Source organism: Microbacterium sp. (assembly GCF_046295495.1).
Lineage (GTDB): Bacteria > Actinomycetota > Actinomycetes > Actinomycetales > Microbacteriaceae > Microbacterium.
In genome coordinates this window covers 65,656-86,204 of record NZ_JBKBNC010000009.1, presented here as the reverse complement: position 1 = coordinate 86,204, position 20,549 = coordinate 65,656, and the positions used below count along the sequence as shown (strand labels likewise).

20 protein-coding genes and 1 tRNA gene are annotated in these 20,549 nt (G+C 70.1%); 14 read left to right on the top strand and 7 right to left on the bottom strand.

What is annotated here, in order from left to right:
* Positions 1-84 precede the first annotated feature (84 nt).
* The 9 genes from ACK4LS_RS05725 (at position 85) to ACK4LS_RS05685 (ending at position 8,163) form a co-directional block, all read left to right on the top strand.
* Entirely contained in the window at positions 85-897 is an 813-nt protein-coding gene (locus ACK4LS_RS05725) for a cytochrome c oxidase assembly protein (protein WP_409714487.1), read from the top strand.
* A 31-nt stretch (positions 898-928) separates the two neighbouring features.
* Positions 929-1,618, top strand: coding sequence for an O-methyltransferase (locus ACK4LS_RS05720; RefSeq protein ID WP_409714484.1), 690 nt, complete (start codon positions 929-931; stop codon positions 1,616-1,618).
* A 157-nt stretch (positions 1,619-1,775) separates the two neighbouring features.
* Positions 1,776-3,056 (top strand): phosphopyruvate hydratase, encoded by a 1,281-nt coding sequence (gene eno, locus ACK4LS_RS05715; protein WP_409714481.1) that lies wholly within the window; start codon positions 1,776-1,778, stop codon positions 3,054-3,056.
* 163 nt (positions 3,057-3,219) lie between these two features.
* On the top strand, positions 3,220-3,864 hold the full coding sequence (locus tag ACK4LS_RS05710) for a septum formation initiator family protein (protein ID WP_409714478.1): 645 nt from the start codon (positions 3,220-3,222) through the stop codon (positions 3,862-3,864).
* Between the two features lie 81 nt (positions 3,865-3,945).
* Positions 3,946-4,464: a DUF501 domain-containing protein gene (locus ACK4LS_RS05705; protein WP_409714475.1), complete on the top strand. Its 519-nt coding sequence runs from the start codon at positions 3,946-3,948 to the stop codon at positions 4,462-4,464.
* Positions 4,461-5,783 (top strand): S8 family serine peptidase, encoded by a 1,323-nt coding sequence (locus ACK4LS_RS05700; protein WP_409714472.1) that lies wholly within the window; start codon positions 4,461-4,463, stop codon positions 5,781-5,783. Before ACK4LS_RS05705 ends, ACK4LS_RS05700 begins: the two co-directional genes overlap by 4 nt.
* An 8-nt stretch (positions 5,784-5,791) precedes the next feature.
* A complete protein-coding gene (locus ACK4LS_RS05695; protein WP_409714505.1) occupies positions 5,792-7,174 on the top strand; it encodes an NAD(P)/FAD-dependent oxidoreductase in 1,383 nt (460 codons plus the stop codon).
* 186 nt (positions 7,175-7,360) lie between these two features.
* A tRNA-Leu gene (locus ACK4LS_RS05690) sits at positions 7,361-7,433 on the top strand.
* A gap of 160 nt (positions 7,434-7,593) precedes the next feature.
* Positions 7,594-8,163 carry a LemA family protein gene (locus tag ACK4LS_RS05685; RefSeq protein WP_409714469.1) on the top strand — a complete coding sequence of 190 codons (570 nt, stop codon included), beginning with the start codon at positions 7,594-7,596 and terminating at the stop codon, positions 8,161-8,163.
* Between the two features lie 38 nt (positions 8,164-8,201).
* Here the strand turns inward: ACK4LS_RS05685 and ACK4LS_RS05680 are convergent, their stop codons facing one another.
* On the bottom strand, positions 8,202-9,443 hold the full coding sequence (locus ACK4LS_RS05680; RefSeq protein WP_409714466.1) for a winged helix-turn-helix domain-containing protein: 1,242 nt from the start codon (positions 9,441-9,443) through the stop codon (positions 8,202-8,204).
* Positions 9,444-9,512: 69 nt separating this feature from the next.
* Here ACK4LS_RS05680 and ACK4LS_RS05675 point away from each other — a divergent pair, with 69 nt between their 5' ends.
* Positions 9,513-10,703, top strand: coding sequence for an AI-2E family transporter (locus tag ACK4LS_RS05675; RefSeq protein ID WP_409714463.1), 1,191 nt, complete (start codon positions 9,513-9,515; stop codon positions 10,701-10,703).
* Complete coding sequence (gene ilvA / locus ACK4LS_RS05670; RefSeq protein WP_409714460.1) at positions 10,700-11,929, top strand: threonine ammonia-lyase; 1,230 nt, start codon at positions 10,700-10,702, stop codon at positions 11,927-11,929. Before ACK4LS_RS05675 ends, ilvA begins: the two co-directional genes overlap by 4 nt.
* A gap of 90 nt (positions 11,930-12,019) precedes the next feature.
* Here the strand turns inward: ilvA and greA are convergent, their stop codons facing one another.
* The gene (gene greA, locus ACK4LS_RS05665; RefSeq protein WP_409714457.1) at positions 12,020-12,511 is read right to left on the bottom strand and encodes a transcription elongation factor GreA; all 492 of its coding nucleotides are present in this window, start codon (positions 12,509-12,511) and stop codon (positions 12,020-12,022) included.
* 104 nt (positions 12,512-12,615) lie between these two features.
* Positions 12,616-13,011: a DUF4307 domain-containing protein gene (locus ACK4LS_RS05660; protein ID WP_409714454.1), complete on the bottom strand. Its 396-nt coding sequence runs from the start codon at positions 13,009-13,011 to the stop codon at positions 12,616-12,618.
* A gap of 63 nt (positions 13,012-13,074) precedes the next feature.
* Here ACK4LS_RS05660 and ACK4LS_RS05655 point away from each other — a divergent pair, with 63 nt between their 5' ends.
* Positions 13,075-13,350, top strand: a complete 276-nt coding sequence (locus ACK4LS_RS05655; protein WP_409714451.1) for a hypothetical protein — start codon at positions 13,075-13,077, stop codon at positions 13,348-13,350.
* Positions 13,351-13,496: 146 nt separating this feature from the next.
* Here the strand turns inward: ACK4LS_RS05655 and trhA are convergent, their stop codons facing one another.
* Entirely contained in the window at positions 13,497-14,189 is a 693-nt protein-coding gene (trhA, locus tag ACK4LS_RS05650; RefSeq protein ID WP_409714502.1) for a PAQR family membrane homeostasis protein TrhA, read from the bottom strand.
* Between the two features lie 165 nt (positions 14,190-14,354).
* On the opposite strand from trhA, the gene ACK4LS_RS05645 reads away from it, so the two are divergent.
* Positions 14,355-15,128, top strand: coding sequence for an isoprenyl transferase (locus ACK4LS_RS05645; RefSeq protein WP_409714499.1), 774 nt, complete (start codon positions 14,355-14,357; stop codon positions 15,126-15,128).
* Between the two features lie 236 nt (positions 15,129-15,364).
* The gene (locus tag ACK4LS_RS05640) at positions 15,365-16,726 is read left to right on the top strand and encodes a PhoH family protein (protein WP_409714448.1); all 1,362 of its coding nucleotides are present in this window, start codon (positions 15,365-15,367) and stop codon (positions 16,724-16,726) included.
* Between the two features lie 293 nt (positions 16,727-17,019).
* Here ACK4LS_RS05640 and ACK4LS_RS05635 read toward each other — a convergent pair whose 3' ends face one another.
* The 3 genes from ACK4LS_RS05635 to ACK4LS_RS05625 are packed head-to-tail and all read right to left on the bottom strand — an operon-like array spanning position 17,020 to position 20,543.
* Complete coding sequence (locus ACK4LS_RS05635) at positions 17,020-17,676, bottom strand: response regulator transcription factor (protein WP_409714445.1); 657 nt, start codon at positions 17,674-17,676, stop codon at positions 17,020-17,022.
* A complete protein-coding gene (locus ACK4LS_RS05630) occupies positions 17,673-19,088 on the bottom strand; it encodes a sensor histidine kinase (protein WP_409714442.1) in 1,416 nt (471 codons plus the stop codon). The genes ACK4LS_RS05635 and ACK4LS_RS05630 overlap by 4 nt, the downstream gene beginning before the upstream one ends.
* Before the next feature lie 60 nt (positions 19,089-19,148).
* The gene (locus tag ACK4LS_RS05625; protein WP_409714439.1) at positions 19,149-20,543 is read right to left on the bottom strand and encodes a class II fumarate hydratase; all 1,395 of its coding nucleotides are present in this window, start codon (positions 20,541-20,543) and stop codon (positions 19,149-19,151) included.
* Positions 20,544-20,549 lie beyond the last annotated feature (6 nt).

Below are 20,549 nucleotides of genomic sequence, written 5' to 3'. Positions count from 1 at the left end.
CGGTCGTACCGTGCCCTCACGCCTCCTCTCGCTCTCCTCCTGACCACCTGGTACGCCGATCCGCTCGCGATCGGCGTGGTCGTCGTGGCATCCGTCGCCTACCTGGCCGGGGTCGCGCGCGTGCGGCGCCGCGGCGAGCACTGGCCGGTGCGGCGCACGATCGGCTTCTTCGCGCTCGGTCTCGGCAGCTACGCGGTCGTGGAGCTGGGCTTCCTCGGCGCGTATTCGGCCGAGTTGCGCTGGGCGTTCTCGACCCGAATCGCCCTGCTGATCTTCGCGGTGCCCGCCGGTATCGCCAGCGGGCGCCCGCTCGACCTGCTCGCGCAGGCCGGCGGAGGACCGGCCGCGGCACGGGTGGCCCGGCTCCTGCGCTCGCGCTTCGTGCGCATCAGCGGCAACGCGATGGTGGCCACCCTCGTCATCGCGGCGGTGTTCTGCCTGTTCCTCACGCCGGTGGCCGGCATCCTGCGCGTGAACCCGGTGATCGAGGGGCTGCTGGGCATCCTCGTCCCGCTGGTGGGGCTCGCGATGGTGCTGCCCATGACGGCCCTCGGCGCCCTGCACACGGCGACGTTCGTGACGATCGAGTTCCTGCTCGCGTTCGTCGAGCTGCTCATCGACTCGGTGCCCGGTCTGCTGCTGCGCCTGAACGACTCGGTGCTGGACCTCGTCCCGGATGCCGCGCGGGCGATGTCGTGGTGGCCCTCGACGCTGCACGACCAGCACCTCGCCGGCGACATGATCTGGTTCATCGCCGAGTTCGCCGACGTGCCGATCCTCGTCATCCTCATGATCCGGTGGATGCGCACCGACCGCGCTGAGGCGAAGGGCTTCGACGACCTCTCCGACGAGGAGTACGACGAGATGACCCGCGCCCACCTGCGCGCCGAGCGTTGACCCCGGAGCATCCCCTCGTCAGGCTGGGGTGGTGCGCACCCACGACGACGTCGACGCCTTCCTGACCGACACCCTCGTCGGATCCGACCCCCTCCTCGACGCGGCCCTGCGCGCGCAGCACGACGCCGGGCTCCCGGCGATCGAGGTGGCCCCGGTGAACGCGAAGTTCCTGCATCTCCTCGCGCGCATCGCGGGCGCTCGCCGGGTGCTCGAGATCGGCACCCTCGGCGGCTACTCCACGATCTGGCTCGCCCGGGCCGTGTCCGCCGAAGGCCGCGTCGTGACCATCGAGGCCGAGCCCGCGAATGCCCGGGTCGCCCGCGCCAACCTGGAGCGCGCCGGGGTGGCCGACCGTGTCGAGATCCTCATCGGCCGCGGCGCCGACGTGCTGCCCACTCTCGACGGCGGCGAACCCTTCGATCTGATCTTCATCGACGCCGACAAGGAGTCGAACACGATCTACCTCGACTGGGCCGCGCGTCTCGGCCGGCCCGGAACCGTGGTCGTGCTCGACAACGTCGTGCGCGGGGGAGAGGTCGCCGACGCCGACACGGCCGACCCGAAGGTGGAGGGGGCGCGACGTGGGATCGAGATGCTCGGCGCCGATCCCCGCTTCGACGCCACCGCCCTGCAGACCCTCGATCGCAAGGGCTGGGACGGGGTCGCCCTCGCGATCGTGACGGAGTCCGCGGCATCCGGGAAGAGCTCGGAAACGACCTGAAGCGCGCGCGTTCGCCGCCGCCGGGCCACGGCTGACGCCCCGGGTCCGTTCACGCCGTCCCTCCTCGTCCCCACGCCCGTCACCCCGGGTCACTAGACTCGACCGTGGACCGACGACGTTCCGCCCTCTTTCCACCAGAACCAACGAGGAGTCCTTCGTGGCACTTATCGAGGCTGTCAACGCGCGCGAGATCCTGGATTCGCGCGGTAACCCGACCGTCGAGGTGGAGGTGCTCCTCGACGACGGCATCGTCCAGCGGGCGGCCGTCCCCTCCGGCGCGTCCACCGGCGCCTTCGAGGCCTACGAGCTGCGCGACGGTGACAAGAGCCGTTACAGCGGCAAGGGCGTGCTCAAGGCCGTCGCCGCCGTCGTCGACGAACTCGGCCCCGCCATCGAGGGCGTCGAGGCGAGCGAGCAGCGCATCATCGACGAGATCCTGATCGACACCGACGGCACCGACAACAAGTCGCGCACCGGCGCCAACGCCATCCTCGGCGTCTCGCTCGCCGTCGCCAAGGCCGCCGCCGACAGCGCCGACCTGCCCCTGTTCCGCTACCTCGGCGGTCCCAACGCGCACCTGCTGCCCGTTCCCCTGTTCAACGTCATCAACGGCGGCGAGCACGCCGACAACGGCATCGACTTCCAGGAGTTCTTCCTCGCGCCCATCGGCGCCGAGACCTACGGCGAGTCGCTGCGCTGGGGCACCGAGGTGTACCACGTCCTCAAGGGCGAGCTGAAGTCCGCGGGCTACAACACCGGTCTCGGCGACGAGGGCGGGTTCGCCCCCGACCTGCCCAGCAACCGCGAGGGCCTCGACTTCCTGATCCGCGCGATCGAGAAGGCCGGCTTCACCCCCGGTACGGACATCGCCGTCGGCCTCGACGTCGCCGCGACCGAGTTCTACAAGGACGGCGTCTACACCGTCGAGGGCAAGGAGTGGAGCGTCGACACGCTCGTCGACTACTTCGCCGACCTCGTCGCCAACTTCCCGATCGTCACCATCGAGGACGCCCTCGCCGAAGACGACTGGGACGGCTGGAAGAAGCTGACGGATGCCATCGGCTCCAAGGTCCAGCTCGTCGGCGACGACCTGTTCGTGACCAACCCGAAGCGTCTGCAGCAGGGCATCGACCTCGGTGTCGCGAACTCGTTGCTGGTGAAGGTCAACCAGATCGGCACGCTGTCCGAGACGCTGGATGCCATCTCCCTCGCCACCCGCTCGGGGTACACCTCGATGCTCTCGCACCGCTCCGGCGAGACCGAGGACACCACCATCGCCGACCTCGCGGTCGCGGTGAACGCCGGCCAGATCAAGACCGGTGCTCCCGCGCGCAGCGAGCGCGTCGCGAAGTACAACCAGCTGCTGCGCATCGAGGAAGACCTGGGCGACGCGGCGGTCTTCGCCGGGCGCTCGGCGTTCCCCCGTTTCAAGGGCTGACGACCGACACGCGAGGAGGGGGAGCCGGACGGCTTCCCCTCCTTCGTCGTTCCCGGCTGGAGGATGCCGAGACCCCGGCGCGTCCGCGGGAGGCGCGCCCCTCGCGACGTAGACTCGCCTGCGGTTCGATGCCCGGTCAGACGGGTGAACGAGAGGGGATGCCGTGGAACGACCGACACTGCCTCCCCGTCGCCCCGCGGCATCCGAGACGCCGAAGACGTCCAAGGCCCCCAAGACGCCCACGCGTTCCGCGGGTTCGCCGGTGAAGAAGCGGCCGCAGCCCACCCCGTCGTCGGTGCGGACGCGCCCCGCGCGCGCGGGTGCGCCGACGCGGCGGGTCGACGTGCGCGAGTGGCTCGGTCGCGTCCGCATCTCGGGATTCGTCGTGATCATGCTGGGGCTCGTGGTGCTCGGGACCTTCGTGCTCGTGCCCACAGTGGGCACGTACATGGACCAGCGCCAACAGGTCCAGGCCCTCCGCAGCGCCGTCGAGCTCAGTCAGAGCGAGGTCGCCGAGCTGCAGACGCAGCGCGACCGGTGGTCCGACCCGGCGTACATCCGCACGCAGGCCCGGGAGCGGCTCGGCTACACGTTCCCCGGCGAGGTGGTGTACCTCATCGACAACGATCTGCCGGCCTCGGCGACGCCGCAGGAGCCGGACGAGGTCAGCGGAGACGTCGGGCAGACCCGCACCGACTGGATGACGCAGCTCGTGCGTTCCGTGGCCGCCTCGGGAGCGGCGCAGGTCGCCGTGCCGACCACGCCGGAGATCGGTGTGCCCGACCCGACCCCGGCCCCCGCGGGCTGACGCGGGCGGCACCGGCCGCCATGTGGATCGTCCGTCGCCCGCCTCGGGCGGCTGCGGGCGGCTCCGGGTACCCTGGGACCGATGACTACCGCACCTCTTCCCCCCGCTTCCGACGCCGACATCGCCGTTCTGCAGGCGCAGCTCGGCCGCGTTCCGCGCGGGGTCGTCGGGATCGCCGCGCGATGCGCGTGCGGCAATCCGACGGTGGTCGCGACGTCGCCGCGACTCGACGACGGCAGTCCGTTCCCCACCTTCTACTACTTGACGCACCCCGCCGCGACGGCGGCGATGTCGGTGCTCGAGGCCGGACACGTCATGAAGGAGTTCTCCGACGAGCTCGCTGCCGACGAAGAGCTTCAGGCCGCCTACCTGAGTGCTCACGAGGCGTATCTGCGCGACCGTGCCGCTTACGGCGAGCCCGAGGAGATCGCGGGCATCTCGGCGGGCGGCATGCCCACGCGCGTGAAGTGCCTCCACGCTCTGGCGGGCCATGCCCTGGCCGCGGGTCCCGGCGTCAACCCGATCGGCGACCGCGCCCTGGAGCGCGGCACCTGGTCGCCCGAGCGGTGCGTCTGCGAGAGCCCCGGGGCCGGCGGATGAAGCGCGTCGTCGCCGCGGTGGCAGCCGTCATCCTGGTGGCGGTGCTGACCGGCGCGACGGCGGCTCCCGTGGCGACGCCGGGACCCGTGCCCGAGGACCCGACCGACTCCGTGCGGGCGGGGGAGTACTGGCTGGACCAGTACGGCGTGCGCGAGGCCTGGAAGACCACGCGCGGCGCGGGGCAGACGATCGCCATCATCGACACCGGCATCGCACGCGGACCGGCGGAGTTCACCGGGGCGGTCGTCGGCGGCACCGACGTGTCGGGCGTCGGCTCGTCCGACGGGCGCACTCCGGTGGGAGCGGTGGATGCCAACCACGGCAGCTGGGTCGCCTCCCTCGCTGCCGCGCGCGGCACCGGCAACGGCCGGGGCATGATCGGCGTCGCTCCGGAGGCCGAGCTGCTGTCGATCTCGGTGGGCTTCGGTGCGTCGACCACGAAGCCGTTCACGGAGCAGATCGCCGAAGCCATGCGCTGGGCGGTCGACAACGGCGCGACGATCATCAACCTCTCGCTCACGACGAACACGCTCGACTGGGACACCAGCTGGGACACCGCCTTCCAGTACGCGTTCGACCACGACGTGGTCGTCGTGGTGGCGGCGGGGAACCGGGGCAGCGGCACCGATCGCGTCGGCGCACCCGCGACCATCCCCGGCGTGCTCGCCGTCGGGGGCGTCGACCCGAGTGGGACGGCCAGCAACAGCGCGTCGACGCAGGGCATCACGATCGGACTCTCGGCCCCCAGCGAGCGGCTGATCGGCGTCTCCGCCGACGGGACCCTCGTGGGCTGGAACGGCACGAGTGGAGCGGCGCCCATCGTGGCGGGCATCGCCGCGCTCGTGCGCTCGGCTCACCCCGACCTCGACGCCGACAACGTGCTGAACCGACTCATCCAGACCGCCAAGCCCGCCGCCGGAGCGGCGACCGTTCCCGACAAGCTCTACGGCTACGGACTGGTGGACGCCGCCGGAGCGGTCTCCTCGTCTCGCGTCGACGCGGTCAGTGAGAATCCGCTCGGCAGCCTCGCCGAGTGGATCCGTCTCTATCGCCGCGCTGACGCGGCACCGGCGCCGACGCCCACGGCGACGGCGATCGAGATCCCGCCGCTCCCGCCGGTGGCCTCCGCGCCCGACGCGGGTTCGCCTCTGCTGCCGTCGCGCGATAGCGTGCTCTACGGATCGTTGCCGCTCGGCGGGGCGACGCTGGCGGCTATAATGATTGCGCTCGGCGTCAGTGCTGCTGCCCGGCGAATCCGACAGGCGCGCACCTCCCGCGAGCCGAGCCGCACCACAAACGAGGAGTCCCTCCCATCGTGAGCAACACCGTGCCTAAAATCCTCATCGTCGGTGGGGGCTACGCAGGTTTCTACACCGCTTGGAAGCTCGAGAAGCTCCTCGGCCGCAACGAGGCCGAGGTCACCCTCGTCGACCCGCTGCCCTACATGACGTACCAGCCGTTCCTCCCCGAGGTCGCGGCCGGTGAGATCGAGCCCCGCCACGTGGTGGTGGGCCTGCGTCGCCACCTCAAGCGCACGACGGTCATCGCGGGCAAGGTCACCGGCATCTCGCACGCCACCAAGACCGCGACGATCACTCCGATCGCGGGCGATGCGACCATCGAGCAGGGCTACGACCAGATCGTCGTGACGGCGGGCGCCGTGTCGCGCACGTTCCCGATCCCGGGCATCGCCGACAACGCCATCGGCCTCAAGACCATCGAGGAGGCCGTCGCCATCCGCGACCGCCTCACGTCGAACTTCGACAAGGCGTCGGTGCTGCCCGCGGGTCCCGAGCGCGATCGCCTGCTGACCGTCGTGGTCGTCGGCGGTGGATTCGCCGGAATCGAGGTGTTCGCCGAACTGCGCGCGTACGCGTCGTCGCTGCTCAAGCAGTACCCCACCCTGACCTTCGACGACACCCACTTCCACCTCATCGAGGCCATGGGCCGCATCATGCCCGAGGTGTCGCAGAAGACGAGCGAGTGGGTGCTCGCCGACCTCGCGAAGAAGGGTGCCTTCGTGCACCTCGACACGCAGGTCAAGGGCGCCGTCGACGGCGTCGTCGAGCTTTCCACCGGAGAGCAGCTGCCCACCGACCTCATCATCTGGACCGCCGGCGTCATGGCCAACCCCACGGTCGTCCGCGGCAGCGACCTGCCGGTCGAGGAGCGCGGTCGCATCCGCACCCGCCCCGACCTGCGCGTCGGCACCGAAGAGGAGATCGTCGAGGGCGCCTGGGCCGCCGGTGACGTCTCGGCCGTTCCCGACCTGTCGGGCGGCGGCGTCGGCGGCTTCTGCGTCCCCAACGCACAGCACGCGGTGCGTCAGGGCAAGCTCATGGCGAAGAACCTCGTGGCGGTGCTCCGCGGCGAGACTCCGAAGGAGTACAACCACAAGAACCTCGGCGCCGTGGCCGGCCTCGGCCTGTACAACGGCGCGTTCCAGTCGGGCAACATCGCCCTCACCGGTCTGATCGCCTGGTTCGCCCACCGCGGCTACCACGGTCTGGCCATGCCCACGTGGGAGCGCAAGTTCCGCGTGATCGGTGACTGGATGCAGAACATCGTCCACGGCCGGGAGGTCGTCTCGCTCGAGGCCGTGCAGCAGCCGCGCGCGGCGTTCGAAGAGTTCGCCGCCCGTCCGCGTCCGGCGGCGCCCCCGGCCGACGCCCCGGCCGAGAAGAAGCCCGAACCCGTCGCGGCGAAGTAACCCTTCTCTGCCCGAGACCCCCGCGCCCGTCCGGCTGCGGGGGTCTCGGCGTACGGGGCGACGGTGGGCGCGGGGGCGGTTCGCGGTTTTCGTGCGCGGTGCTCGGTGCTCGGTGATAGCGCTCGGTGTGCAGCGCGTCGCGCGATGCCGTCGCGTGCGGTGCGCTCGCGCTACGGTGGAGCACGGGCCCCCGTAGCCCAATGGCAGAGGCAGGCGACTTAAAATCGCTTCAGTGTGGGTTCGAGTCCCACCGGGGGTACGAGCCTCGGGCCGACCTGGTCCCGCCCCTCTCTCCGGTACCGCGGCACTTCCGGGATCTCGCGCATCCGCATCCCCTGGGAGTCACGGGCCCCCTCCGTAACGGCAGCCCGCCCGCAGTTACACTGGAGGGCAATCTCTCGAACGGAGTGTGGGGACTTATGTGGGAGTGGCTCGTACCGGTCATCGTGATCGCCGGCGTCGTGGTGATCGCGGCCATCTACCTGTGGGCCACCTACAACGCGCTGGTGGCGCTGAACGTGCGCGTCGACGAGGCGTGGAGCGACATCACCGTGCAGCTCAAGCGTCGTGCCGACCTGCTGCCCAACCTCATCGAGACAGTGAAGGGCTACGCCGCACACGAGAAGGCCGTGTTCGAGAACGTCACGCGGGCACGCGCAGAGACGCTCTCGTCAGAGGGGCCGATCGAGGCGGGCGTCGCCGAGGGTCACATGCAACAGGCGCTGAGGTCGTTGTTCGCGGTGGCGGAGGCCTACCCTCAGCTGCAGGCCAGCCAGAACTTCCTGCAGCTGCAGCACGCGATCGTCGACGCCGAAGACAAGATCCAGGCGTCGCGCCGGTTCTACAACGGGGGCGTGCGCGAGCTGAACACCAAGATCAAGGTGTTCCCGAACAACATGTTCGCCCGTCAGCTCGGTTTCCACGAGCGCGAATTCTTCGAGGTCATCGACGGCGCGGCCATCTCCGAACCCCCACGCGTCCAGTTCTGATCGAACGCGCCTCCTCCGTTTCGACGGCGGGGCGCGTTCTAGTTCGTCCGACCGTCGGGATGGTCGTGGCGATCCGCTCGCAGTGCGCCGGCGAGGGCGTCCGACGCGTCTCCCCACCGCGAAACGGTGACGTGCTCCAGACCCTGCCACCGCGCGGCGGTGCGGAGTTCGGCGGCCACGCGTTCGGCGGCATCCGGCGGCGCCCCGGGCTCCCACCACGCCGACTGCACGCGCAGGGCGCTGCCGGCGCGGTCTGCCTTGAGGTCGAGCCGACCCACGACATCGTCACCGACGATCACCGGCAGCGAGTAGTAGCCGAAACGACGCTGAGGGGCGGGTGTGTAGATCTCGATGCGGTAGTCGAAGTCGAACAGCCGCTCGGCGCGGTCGCGGAACCACACGACGGGGTCGAAGGGCGAGAGGATCGCCGCGGCGTCTACCCGGCGGGGCCGGGCGGCGTCGCGGTGCAGCCACGCCTTCGCGGGCCGGCCGGCCACCTGCCACCCGTCCACCTGAACAGGGAGGATTTCGCCGGCGTCGACGAGGTCGTGGACGGCGGCGAGCACGGCGGGCCGGTCGCGGATGCGCCAGTAGTCGGCCAGGTCGGATGCCGTCGCGACACCGTATGCGACGGCCGCGCGTCGGATGAGCTCGGCGATGGCTTCGCCGCGCGGGACGGACGACTCCAGCGCCGAGACGGGGAGCACGTCTGTTGCCAGTGCGTATCGCCGCTCGAACCCCCGTCGCCCCGCGATCGCGACGTCGCCGAACAGCCAGAGGCGCTCCAGGCCGTTCTTGACGTCGTCCCAGCCCCACCACGACCCGCGCGGACCGCTGCGGGCGTCGTGGTCGATCTCGGCCGGCCTCAGCGGTCCCCGCTCCGCCAGCTCGTCGCGCAGCCACTGCAGCAGCGGCCGATGGGCCTCCGCCCACTCATCGTGGCCGTACTTCTCGCGCATCGCGTCGCGACGGAACTGCAGCAGCGGCCAGTCGTCGACGGAGACGAGGGATGCCACGTGCGCCCACGACTCGACCCATCTCGGCCGCCGCTCGAAGGCGAGCCGGTCGAGCAGGGTGGTGTCGTAGGCGCCGAGACGCGCGAACAGCGGCATGTAGTGCGACCGGGAGAAGACGTTGACGGAGTCGATCTGCAGGATGCGCATGCGGGTGAGCGCGCCCGTGACCTGACGCGTGCCGACCGTCTCGGGGCGGGCGCGGGCGAAGCCCTGCGCCGCGAGGGCGATGCGGCGCGCGTCGGCGCGACGGAGCGTCGTTGTCATACCTGCCAACGTATCCACCCCCTCCGACATGCAGCGATCGACGGGGGAGCGCGGCGGTAGGCTGACGGGATGAGCGACACCGGTCCCGAGCCCCGCGGATCGCTGCTCGACGCTCTGAAGCGCCGCACCGTCTCGAGCGACCTGCAGCCGCCGGTTCCGCCCGCCCTGCGACAGGCCACCGCGTACGCGTGGCGGCTGCTCGTCATCGCGGCTGCCCTGGGCGTCATCATCTTCGTCGTCATCCAGCTGAAGCTGCTGGTCGTGCCGTTGCTGGTCGCCGTGCTGATCACGGCGCTGGTGTGGCCGGGCTTCTCGTTCCTCCTACGGCACCGCTGGCCCAAATGGCTGGCGATCGTCGTGACGGTGCTCGGCACCATCGCCATCATCTCGGGTCTCGTGTGGCTCGCGGTGTGGCAGATCTCGCGTGAGTTCGGCTCCGTGCGCGACCGCACGGTCGACGCCGTCGGTCAGTTCCGGCAGTACCTCATCGACGGGCCGCTGCACCTCAGCGCTCAGCAGATCGACGACGGCCTCCGCCAGGCGGGCACGTTCGTGCAGCAGCAGGCGGAGGTGCTGTACACGGGTGCCCTGGCGATCGGTACGACCCTCGGGCACGTCGCCACCGGTGTGCTGCTCACCCTCTTCATCCTCCTGTGCCTGCTCGCCGACGGCGGCGGTATCTGGCGGTGGACGACGCGGCTGTTCCCGCGCGTCGCCCGCCCCGCCGTGGACGGCGCCGGGCGAGCCGGGTGGCGGACGGTCAAGAGCTACGCCCGCACGCAGTTGCTCGTCGCCTCGATCGACGCGATCGGCATCGGACTCGGCGCGTTCATCCTCGGCGTGCCGCTGTCGATCCCGATCGGCGTGCTCGTCTTCCTCGGCGCGTTCATCCCCTTCGTCGGGGCGGTCGCGACGGGCGCCCTCGCCGTCTTCATCGCCCTGGTCTACAACGGCCCGCTCGTGGCGTTGTTCATGCTCATCGTCGTGCTCGGTGTGCAGCAGCTCGAGAGCCACGTGCTCCAGCCGATCCTCATGGGCTCGGCCGTCAAGGTGCACCCGCTCGCCGTGGTGCTGGTCGTCGCGGGCGGGGCGATGATCGGGGGCATCGCCGGCGCCCTGTTCGCCGTCCCGCTCGCCGCGTTCGTCAACGTCGTCGCGGTGTACCTCAGCTCGAAGGCGTGGCAGCAGAACGGCGACGCCCTGGCATCCCCGGATCTCATCTGGCGGACCGTCCCGCGCGAGCGCGGAAGGAGATCATGAACGACACTCCCACCCTGGCCGAATTTGAGGATGCCGCGCAGGCTCTGCGCGGCATCATCACGCGGACGCCCCTCGACGAGTCTCTGCACCTGAGTGAGCTGCTCGGGGTGCCGGTGAACCTCAAGCTCGAGAATCTCCAGCGCACGGGCTCGTTCAAGATCCGCGGCGCGACGTACCGCCTCTCGCGTCTGACCGCCGAGGAGCGCGCCCGCGGCGTGGTCGCGGCATCCGCCGGCAATCACGCGCAGGGTGTGGCCCTCGCGGCGCAGCAACTCGGCATGTCGGCGACGATCTTCATGCCGCTGGGTGTTCCCGTGCCGAAGCTGCTCGCCACGCGCGGGTACGGCGCGGAGGTGATCCTGGAGGGTGCCACGGTCGAGACACCGCTGCGTCTCGCCGCCGAGTTCGCGGAGCGCACGGGCGCGGTGTTGATCCACCCCTTCGACCACCGCGACATCGTCGTGGGGCAGGGGACCCTCGGTCTGGAGCTGGTCGAAGACATGCCCGAGCTCGAGACCGTCATCGTCGGGATCGGCGGGGGAGGGCTCGCCGCGGGCGTCGCCGCCGCGGTGAAGGCCCGTGCCGCCGCCGAGGGCCGCAAGGTGCGCATCATCGGCGTGCAGGCGCACAACTCCGCCGCCTACCCGTCGTCGCTCGCCGCGGGCTACCCGATGCAGGTCGAGACGACACCGACGATCGCCGACGGCATCGCGGTCGCTCGTCCCGGCGACCTGCCGTTCGAACTGATCCGCCAGTACGTCGACGAGGTCGTCACGGTCACCGAAGACGACATCGCCCGCGCGCTCCTCGTGCTGCTCGAACGTGCCAAACAGGTGGTCGAACCCGCGGGCGCCGTGGGCGTGGCCGCGATCCTCGCGGGCAAGGTGCACGCCACCGGACCGACGGTCACGATCCTCTCGGGCGGCAACATCGATCCACTGCTGCTGCAGCGCGTGGTGGCGCACGGGCTCTCGGCATCCGGCCGCTACATGTCACTGCGCATCCCGCTTCCCGACCGCCCGGGACAGCTCGCGCGCGTGTCGGAGTTGCTCGCCCAGGTGGGCGCCAACGTCATCGAGGTGCTGCACACACGCCACGGGCAGGGCTTGCAGATCAGCGAGGTCATCCTGCAGCTGAGCGTGGAGACGCGCGGCGAGGAGCACCGGGCGCTCGTCATCCGAACGCTCGAAGACGCCGGGTTCGTCGCGACCGTCGTTCCCAACTGACGCCCGCCGACGCGGCGAGCGGAGGTTTCCACCGCAGACGCCGCGAGCCGCCCACCCCGGATCGGGGGAGCGGCTCGCGGACGAAGGGGATTACTGTCCCGAGTAGGTTTCGACCTTGACGATCTCGACGGAGATCTGCTTGCCGTTGGGGGCGGTGTAGGAGTTCTTGTCGCCCTCTTTCAGACCGAGGATCGCGGCGCCGAGCGGCGAGGCCTCGCTGTAGACGTCGAGCTCGGAGTCGACCGCGATCTCGCGGTTGCCGAGGAGGAACACCTCTTCGCCGCCGGCGATCACGGCGGTGACGACGGTTCCCGACTCGACCACACCGTGGCTCTCGGGGGCCTCGCCGACCTTGGCGTCTTTGAGAAGCTGCTGGAGGGTGCGGATGCGCGCCTCCTGCTTGCCCTGCTCGTCTTTCGCGGCGTGGTAGCCGCCGTTCTCCTTGAGGTCGCCCTCTTCGCGCGCGGCCTCGATGCGCTTCGCGATCTCCTCGCGGCCGGTGGTCGAGAGGTGCTCGAGCTCGTTGGCGAGGCGGTCGTAGGCGTCTTGCGTGAGGAACGTCACCTGAGCGTCGTTGGACACGGTTACTCCTTCGTCGAGGCGCTGACGGCGAGCGTGTCGGGCCGTCGGCGGGGGATATGTCGAACGCCCCGGCATCGAGCCGGGGCGCGTCGTGACCTGCGAGTTTACGGCACCCAGCAAGCGTTGACAAAACCCGTGGTCGCCAACGACAGCGTCGGGATCTGCTCGGTGAAGGCGCGCGAGTGCTCCTCGGATGCCGGGTACTCGACGACCCGCCATCCCACAGTGCCGTGCTCCTCGTCGCGGGCCTCGAGGGCGCACGCGACGGGCTGGCCGGTGGGGGCCGTGATCTGGAACGTCGTGGTCACGGTGCGGTCGTCGACCACCGTGAAGCCGGTGTCGGTGGCGGTGACGGAGGACAGGCTGCTCGACACCGTCGTCCACCCGAGGTAGCCGATGGCGCCCAGGGCCAGAACCGCGACGATCGACCAGCTCACGATGCGCCGCCGCGGCGAGCGTGTGCGCCCGTAGCGGTCGTCGAGCAGCTCTTGCGTCGTCATGGTCTCCCCGGGCTTTAGGCTGGAGTTCCAGGCTACGCGCTTCCGCCCGGACCGAAGGACTCCATGCTCCCCGTGATCGTCGCCCTCGTGACCACGCCCACCCCGGCCGCCACTCCCGATCCCGCGATCGTCACGCCCGGACCGCTCGGCTTCGCCGCGATCGCCTTCATCGGCCTCGCCGTGTTCCTCCTCGTGTGGGACATGCTGCGGCGCATCCGCCGCGGGCGTTACCGCGAGGAGGTCAACGCGGAACTGGATGCCGAGGAGCAGGCGCGCGCGGCCGAGGCCGCCAGCGAGACCGACGACGAGGACATCGATCCCGCCGCACCGCGGAGCTGATCCCGGCTCAGGGGCCCGGCATCCGGCATCCGCGGACCTCCCCGGCGCAGACAGGGCCCGACCCCGGGTTTTCGTGGGGCTTCGAGCGGCCCGCGCACTCCGGACACGGCGCCCGAGAAGCGACGCTTCTCGCCGGCGGCGGACGATCAGCCGCCGTGGTACGCCGGGGCCAGGGCGATGAGAAGACACGCGGTCCAGTGGCAGAGGAACGCCAGCACCGTGCACACGTGGAAGATCTCGTGGAACCCGAAGTGTCCCGGCCACGGGTTGGGCTTCTTGATCGCGTAGACGATGGCGCCCGCAGTGTAGAGCAGGCCACCCACCACGACGAGCACCATCATCGCGACGTTGGCCGCGAGCAGATCGCCGAGGTACATCACGGCCGCCCAGCCGAGCGCGAGGTAAAGGGCGACGTACAGCCATCGCGGTGCGTCGATCCAGAAGACGCGGAACAGGATGCCCAGGAGCGCCCCGCCCCACACGATCGACAGCAGCAGCACCGTCTTCGGCGTCGGGAGGGCCAGGACGGCGAGGGGCGTGTAGGTGCCCGCGATCAGCAGCAGGATGTTCGCGTGGTCGATGCGCTTGAGCACCGCGAGGGTCTTCGGCTTCCAGCGGAACCGGTGGTACAGGGCGGAATTGCCGAACAGCAGCATCGAGGTGGCCATGAAGACCGCGGCCGCCCACTTGCCGGGGGCTCCCTGCGCGAGGGCGATGAGAACGATGCCCGCCGCGATCGCGACGGGGAACGTGCCCGCGTGGATCCAGCCGCGCCACGTGGGCTTGAGCTCGGCCTGCGCGCCCACGGCTCCCGCGTCGAGCAGGGGGAGCTGGGGCATCTCGGGGCCGTCGGCCGGGGTGGAGGTGGTCACCCTTCCGACCCTACGTCTGCACCCATGCTCCGCGAGGAACATGGGTGGACCCTCACCCTTCCCTCAGGAACGACCACCCGCATCGGATGATGGCGACCCACGGTGACGCGATAGCGTAGGCGGGTGGCGCGTGTGTGGAAGAACGAGGGGCGAGGCCCCCTCTATCGTCTGTACATCTCGCGCCTGCGCCGTCGGATGCCGACCACCGTGCCGCATCACGTCGCCATGATGATCGACGGCAACCGTCGGTGGGCGCGGCAGCTGGGGTTCGACAGTGCCGCCCACGGTCACCGCGCCGGAGCGGCGAAGATGCACGAGTTCCTGCGCTGGTGCGACGACCTCGGCATCGAGGTCGTATCGCTGTACCTGCTCTCCAACGACAACCTCGTCAAGCGCGACAGTCGCGAACTCGACGACCTGATCGACATCATCGCGCAGCTCGCGGGCGAACTCTCGCGCGAGCCGGATTGGCGCGTACAGCACGTGGGACGCGCCGAAGGGCTCCCCCCGGCGCTCGCCGAGGTGCTGCACGAGGCCACCGAGCGCACCCGTGGACACAAGGGTCTGCACGTCAATCTGGCGGTCGGCTACGGAGGTCGCAGCGAGATCGTGGATGCCGTGCGCTCGATCATCGTCAAGCACGACGAGTCGGGCGGATCGCTCGAGGAGCTGGCGGCGAGCCTCACTCCCGAGCAGATCGGCGAACACCTCTACACCGGCGGTCAGGCCGATCCCGACCTCGTCATCCGCACCTCGGGTGAGCAGCGCCTGAGCGACTTCCTGCTCTGGCAGTCGGCGCACTCGGAGTTCTACTTCGTCGAGGCGCTCGGTCCCGACCTCCGCGAGGTTGACTTCCTGCGCGCGATCCGCGATTTCGCGGCCCGCGACCGGCGCTTCGGGCAGTGACACGCGGCGGTCCGCCGCCGCCGCAACCGAACTATCTCGCGCGCTCCAGGCGCGGGAACGCGGTGTTCACGAACTCGACACATTCGCGGCGTGTTAACGACCCTGGGGTCGCTCCCGGCGTCGTACGGTGATCACATCGGACACGGAGTCCGGTCGAGTCGACCGTCGGATCGCGACTCGTGACCCACAGGTCGACTCGTGACAACCGGGTGAGACACCCGGGTCGGGAGTGGGTTGTGACTGCACGAGCACCGTACGACCAGCGTCACGTCGTCGAGAGCACCGATACCGATGCCATGGCCGATCAGGCCCTGCGCACCTACGTTCTGGATACCTCCGTCCTTCTGAGCGACCCGCGGGCGTTCTTCCGCTTCGCCGAGCACTCGGTCGTGATCCCCGTCGTGGTGATCACCGAGCTCGAAGGCAAACGTCACGACCCCGAGATCGGGTATTTCGCCCGCCAGGCGCTGCGCCACCTGGATGAATTGCGCGTCGAGCACGGACGCCTCGACTTCCCGGTGCCGGTGGGCGACGAGGGCACCCTTCGCGTCGAGTTGAACAACACCGACCCGCAGGTGCTCCCGTCCGGGATGCGAACGGGCGGCAACGACAGCCGCATCCTCGCCGTCGCGATGAACATCGCGCGGGACGGCGCCGAGGTCACCGTGGTGTCCAAGGACCTGCCGATGCGCGTGAAGGCGGCGTCCCTCGGTCTGAGCACCGAGGAGTACCTCGCCGAGCAGGCGATGGACTCGGGCTGGACCGGGATCGCATCCATCGACGTGTCGGGTGACGATCTCGCCGACCTCTACGAGACCGAGGTCGCCGTGAGCGACGCGGTGGTGGGGCTGCCGGTGAACACCGGCCTGGTCATCCACTCCGAGCGCGGCTCGGCCCTCGGGCGAGTGACGGGCAAGGGCGAGTATCGCCTCGTGCGCGGCGACCGGGACGCGTTCGGCCTGCACGGTCGATCGGCCGAGCAGCGCATCGCGCTGGATCTGCTCCTGGACCCCGAGGTGGGCATCGTCTCCCTCGGCGGCCGGGCGGGGACGGGCAAGTCGGCCCTGGCGCTGTGCGCGGCGCTCGAGGCGGTGCTCGAGAGGCAGCAGCAGAAGAAGATCATCGTCTTCCGCCCCCTCTTCGCCGTGGGCGGCCAGGAGCTGGGCTACCTCCCGGGCGACCAGGCCGAGAAGATGGGGCCGTGGGGGCAGGCCGTGTTCGACACGCTCGGCTCGGTGGTGTCGGGCAACGTGCTCGAGGAGGTGCTCGCGCGGGGCCTGCTGGAGGTGCTGCCGTTGACGCACATTCGCGGCCGCTCGCTGCACGATGCCTTCGTCATCGTCGACGAGGCCCAGTCGCTCGAGCGCAACGTGCTGTTGACGGTACTGAGCCGTATCGGGCAGAACTCCCGGGTCGTGCTCACCCACGACGTGGGGCAGCGCGACAACCTGCGGGTCGGTCGGCACGATGGTGTGGCGTCGGTGATCGAGACCCTCAAGGGTCATGGACTCTTCGGCCACGTCACCCTGACCCGCTCGGAGCGCTCGGCGATCGCCGCCCTCGTCACCGAGCTGCTGGAGGCCGGCGAGCTGTCATAACCCGGATGCGGGGGAGGGCCGGGATGCCGTGGCATCCCGGCCCTTCGTCCGGCTCGGGGAGGTGTGGCTTTTGATGAGAGCTTTCTCATGTGCAGCTCCCCGGGTTCTCACGAACGGACGACAGAGTGAAGTCATCGGCGAGGGAGACCTCGTCTCCGCCTCGGCGGTTCCCCCCAAGGAAAACACGAGGTCCGTCCGCGCAGGTCACCGCTCTTCGGGTGAGCCGGAAGACCACCGACGCGATCTCCCCAGCCCCCGGTTATCCCCCGCCGGGGGTTTTCGGGTTGCGGGCGTCACTCCCAGCGGTAGCCGGCTCCACGGACCGTGACGATGTGCGCCGCTCCCACCTTGGCGCGCAGGTAACGCACGTACACATCGACGACGTTCGACGACGGGTCGAAGTCCATGCTCCACACCCGGCTCAGCAGCTGTTCGCGGCTGAGCACCTGACCGGCGTGGCGGATGAACTCCTCCGCGAGGGCGAACTCGCGGGCGCTGAGGTCGATCTCGCGGCTGCCGACCGTGACCCGACGGGCCAGCACATCGAGCGAGACGTCACCGTGCGTGATCGTCGTCGGGTCGATCGACACCGGCTCCCGCAGGCGCGATCGCACGCGCGCGAGCAGCTCGTCGAACTTGAAGGGCTTCGCGACGTAGTCGTTGGCGCCGGCGTCGAGGCCGTCGACCGTATCGCGCGTGCTCGTGCGGGCGGTGAGCATGATGACGGGGATCGTCGCGCCCTGCCCGCGCAGGCTGCGCAGTACTTCGAACCCGTCGAGTGTGGGCAGACCCACGTCGAGGAGCACGAGATCGACCTCGCCCGACAACGCCGAGTCCAGCGCCTCGGCGCCGTCGTCGACGACGAGGGTCTGGTAGCCGGCTGACTCGAGTCCTTTCGCGACGAACGCCGAGATGCGCTCCTCGTCCTCGGCGATGAGGATGCGGGTCATCCGGTGGCCTCTCTCTGCAGAACGACGTCTCCGGCGCGGACGGGCGTCGGCAGCTCGGTGGGGGCGGGGGCGCCGGTCAGCGGGATGTGCAGGGTGACGGTCGCGCCCCCGCCGGGGGTGTCGCCGACGGAGCAGTGCCCGTCGTGCGCCTTGGCGATGGCATCCACGATCGACAGCCCGAGTCCTGAGCCCTCCACTCCGCGACGGGTCGAGAGGCGGTCGAAACGACGGAACACCCGGTGGCGCGCCGCGGGCGGGATGCCGGGACCGTGGTCGCGGATCCAGAGGTGGGCCGTGGTGTCGTCGCTCGAGCTGCCGATCTCGATGGGGGTACCGGCGGGCGTGTACTTCGCGGCGTTGTCGGCGAGCTGCAGCCACGCCTGCACGAGGCGGTCGGCATCGCCGTGGATGCGCACGCGCGAGCGCTGGGCGACGGTCCACGTATGAGCGGGGATGGCTCCCGCGAGCTCGGCCACGCGATCCGTGAGCGCCGCGACGTCGATCACCTCGGCCGAGAGGGTGTCGGTCTCGATGGCGGCGAGGGCGTCGATGTCGTCGACGAGGCGGGAGAGCCGGTCGAGCTCGGCGATTCCCAGGTCGCGCGTCTCGGTCACGTCGTGGGGGTCGGCCGGATCCATCGTCTCGAGGTGCCCGCGCACGATCGTGATGGGCGTCTTCAGTTCGTGCCGCACGTCGTCGAGCAGCTGACGCTGGGCCTCGACCGACATGGCCAATCGATCGAGCATCGAGTTGACCGAGGTGGTGAGGTCGGAGATCTCGTCGTTGCCGTGCGCGCGCAGACGCGTGCCGAGGTCGTCGATGGTGATGGCATCCGCGGTGTCGCGCAGACGACGCAGAGGCGAGAACAGCCGACCGGTGACGAACCAGCCGACCACGCCGACGAGCACCAGCACGCCGAGCGCCGAGGCGGCGTAGGTGAACGACGACAACGCGACCAGCTCCATGCGCTGGTCGATGGAGATGACCTGGACCGCGACGCCGCCCGTGGCATCGACGGCGGCGTACAGAACGGGGCCGCTCGCGCTGTCGAGCTGCCCGGTGCGGCGCCCCGCGTCGATCGCGTCGGCGAGGGATGCCACGAGTGCGGCGTCGTCGGCCAGTGGGAGGCCCGGGGGAGACGGCGTGACCGCGAGCACGCGCAGGCCGTCGATCGCGATCGTCCCGTCGGTGCGGCCGGGGATCGCCGAGGCGACGAGGTCGGCCGCGCTCTCGGTGCTGGTCGAGACTGTGGCGGTGAAGCCGTCGAGCTGACGTTCGGCGTTGGCGAGCACGCGGTCGCGCTGGACGAGGAACGTGACCCCGCCCGCCACGATCATGCCGAGGAGCACGACGCCGAGGATCGCGCCGAGGAGCCGCACCCGCGTCGAGACTGGTCTCGTCGCGGGGCTCATCCTTCGATTATGGCGCGTCGAGGTTGCTCGCCTCGGCGTCGTGCTCGTGTCGGTGGGGACTCAGCCCGGGTGGGTCATCGACAGCAGGTCGAGCTTGGCGTCAAGCACCTCTTCGGTGATCTCGCCGCGCTCGACGTAGCCGAGGTCGATGACGGCCTCGCGCACCGTGATGCCCTTGGCGACGGAGTGCTTGGCGATCTTGGCCGCCGCCTCGTAACCGATGACCTTGTTCAGCGGGGTGACGATCGACGGCGACATGCCGGCGAAGGCCTCGGCGCGCGCGACGTTCGCCTCGAGACCGTCGATGGTCTTGTCGGCGAGCACGCGCATGGAGTTGGAGAGGAGGCGGATGGACTCCAGCAGCGCCGTGCCCATCACGGGGATGGCGACGTTGAGCTCGAAGGAGCCGGACGCGCCCGCCCACGCGACCGTCGCGTCGTTGCCGATGACCCGGGCGCACACCATGAGGGTCGCCTCGGGCACGACGGGGTTGACCTTGCCGGGCATGATCGAGGAGCCGGGCTGCAGGTCGGGGATGTGCAGTTCGCCGAGGCCCGTGTTGGGGCCCGACCCCATCCACCGGATGTCGTTGTTGATCTTCGTCAGCGACACCGCGATCGTGCGCAGGGCGCCGGACGCCTCGACCAGGCCGTCGCGGTTGGCCTGCGCCTCGAAGTGGTCCTTGGCCTCGGTGATCGGCAGCTCGGTCTCCGCCGCGAGCAGCTCGATGACCTTCTGCGGGAAGCCGAGGGGGGTGTTGATGCCCGTGCCGACGGCCGTGCCGCCCAGGGGCACCTCGCCGACGCGGGGGAGCACGGCCTGGACCCGCTCGATGCCGAGGCGCATCTGGCGGGCGTATCCGCCGAACTCCTGGCCGAGGGTGACGGGGGTGGCGTCCATCAGGTGGGTGCGGCCCGACTTGACGATGCCCTTCCATGCCTCGGCCTTGGCCTCGAGCGCCACGGAGAGGTGGTCGAGAGCAGGGATGAGGTCGTCGATGAGCGCCTGCGTCACGGCGATGTGCACAGAAGTCGGGAAGACGTCGTTCGACGACTGGGAGGCGTTGACGTGGTCGTTGGGGTGCACGTCGGAGCCGAGGATGCGCGTGGCGAGGTTCGCGAGCACCTCGTTCATGTTCATGTTCGAGGAGGTGCCGCTGCCGGTCTGGTAGGTGTCGACCGGGAAGTGCGCGTCGTGCGCACCGGTGACGACCTCATCGGCGGCCTGGGCGATCGCATCGGCGATCCCGCCGTCGAGGGTGCCGAGCTCCTTGTTGGCGAGGGCCGCCGCCTTCTTGATGCGTGCGAGGGCGGCGATCTGCGTCGACTCCAGGCCCTTGCCCGAGATCGGGAAGTTCTCGACCGCACGCTGCGTCTGCGCGGCGTACAGGGCGTCTTTGGGCACCCGCACCTCGCCCATGGTGTCGTGTTCGATGCGGTACTCGATGTCGGTCACGTCGTC

What these genes read in the sequence shown, in the direction of transcription:
- ACK4LS_RS05705 (WP_409714475.1), top strand. Translation starts at nt 3,946, where the DNA reads ATGACTACCGCACCTCTTCCCCCCGCTTCCGACGCCGACATCGCCGTT.
- ACK4LS_RS05700 (WP_409714472.1), top strand. Translation starts at nt 4,461, where the DNA reads ATGAAGCGCGTCGTCGCCGCGGTGGCAGCCGTCATCCTGGTGGCGGTG.
- ACK4LS_RS05685 (WP_409714469.1), top strand. Translation starts at nt 7,594, where the DNA reads ATGTGGGAGTGGCTCGTACCGGTCATCGTGATCGCCGGCGTCGTGGTG.
- ACK4LS_RS05680 (WP_409714466.1), bottom strand. Translation starts at nt 9,443, where the DNA reads ATGACAACGACGCTCCGTCGCGCCGACGCGCGCCGCATCGCCCTCGCG.
- ACK4LS_RS05675 (WP_409714463.1), top strand. Translation starts at nt 9,513, where the DNA reads ATGAGCGACACCGGTCCCGAGCCCCGCGGATCGCTGCTCGACGCTCTG.
- ilvA (WP_409714460.1), top strand. Translation starts at nt 10,700, where the DNA reads ATGAACGACACTCCCACCCTGGCCGAATTTGAGGATGCCGCGCAGGCT.
- ACK4LS_RS05660 (WP_409714454.1), bottom strand. Translation starts at nt 13,011, where the DNA reads ATGACGACGCAAGAGCTGCTCGACGACCGCTACGGGCGCACACGCTCG.
- ACK4LS_RS05655 (WP_409714451.1), top strand. Translation starts at nt 13,075, where the DNA reads ATGCTCCCCGTGATCGTCGCCCTCGTGACCACGCCCACCCCGGCCGCC.
- trhA (WP_409714502.1), bottom strand. Translation starts at nt 14,189, where the DNA reads ATGCCCCAGCTCCCCCTGCTCGACGCGGGAGCCGTGGGCGCGCAGGCC.
- ACK4LS_RS05635 (WP_409714445.1), bottom strand. Translation starts at nt 17,676, where the DNA reads ATGACCCGCATCCTCATCGCCGAGGACGAGGAGCGCATCTCGGCGTTC.
- ACK4LS_RS05630 (WP_409714442.1), bottom strand. Translation starts at nt 19,088, where the DNA reads ATGAGCCCCGCGACGAGACCAGTCTCGACGCGGGTGCGGCTCCTCGGC.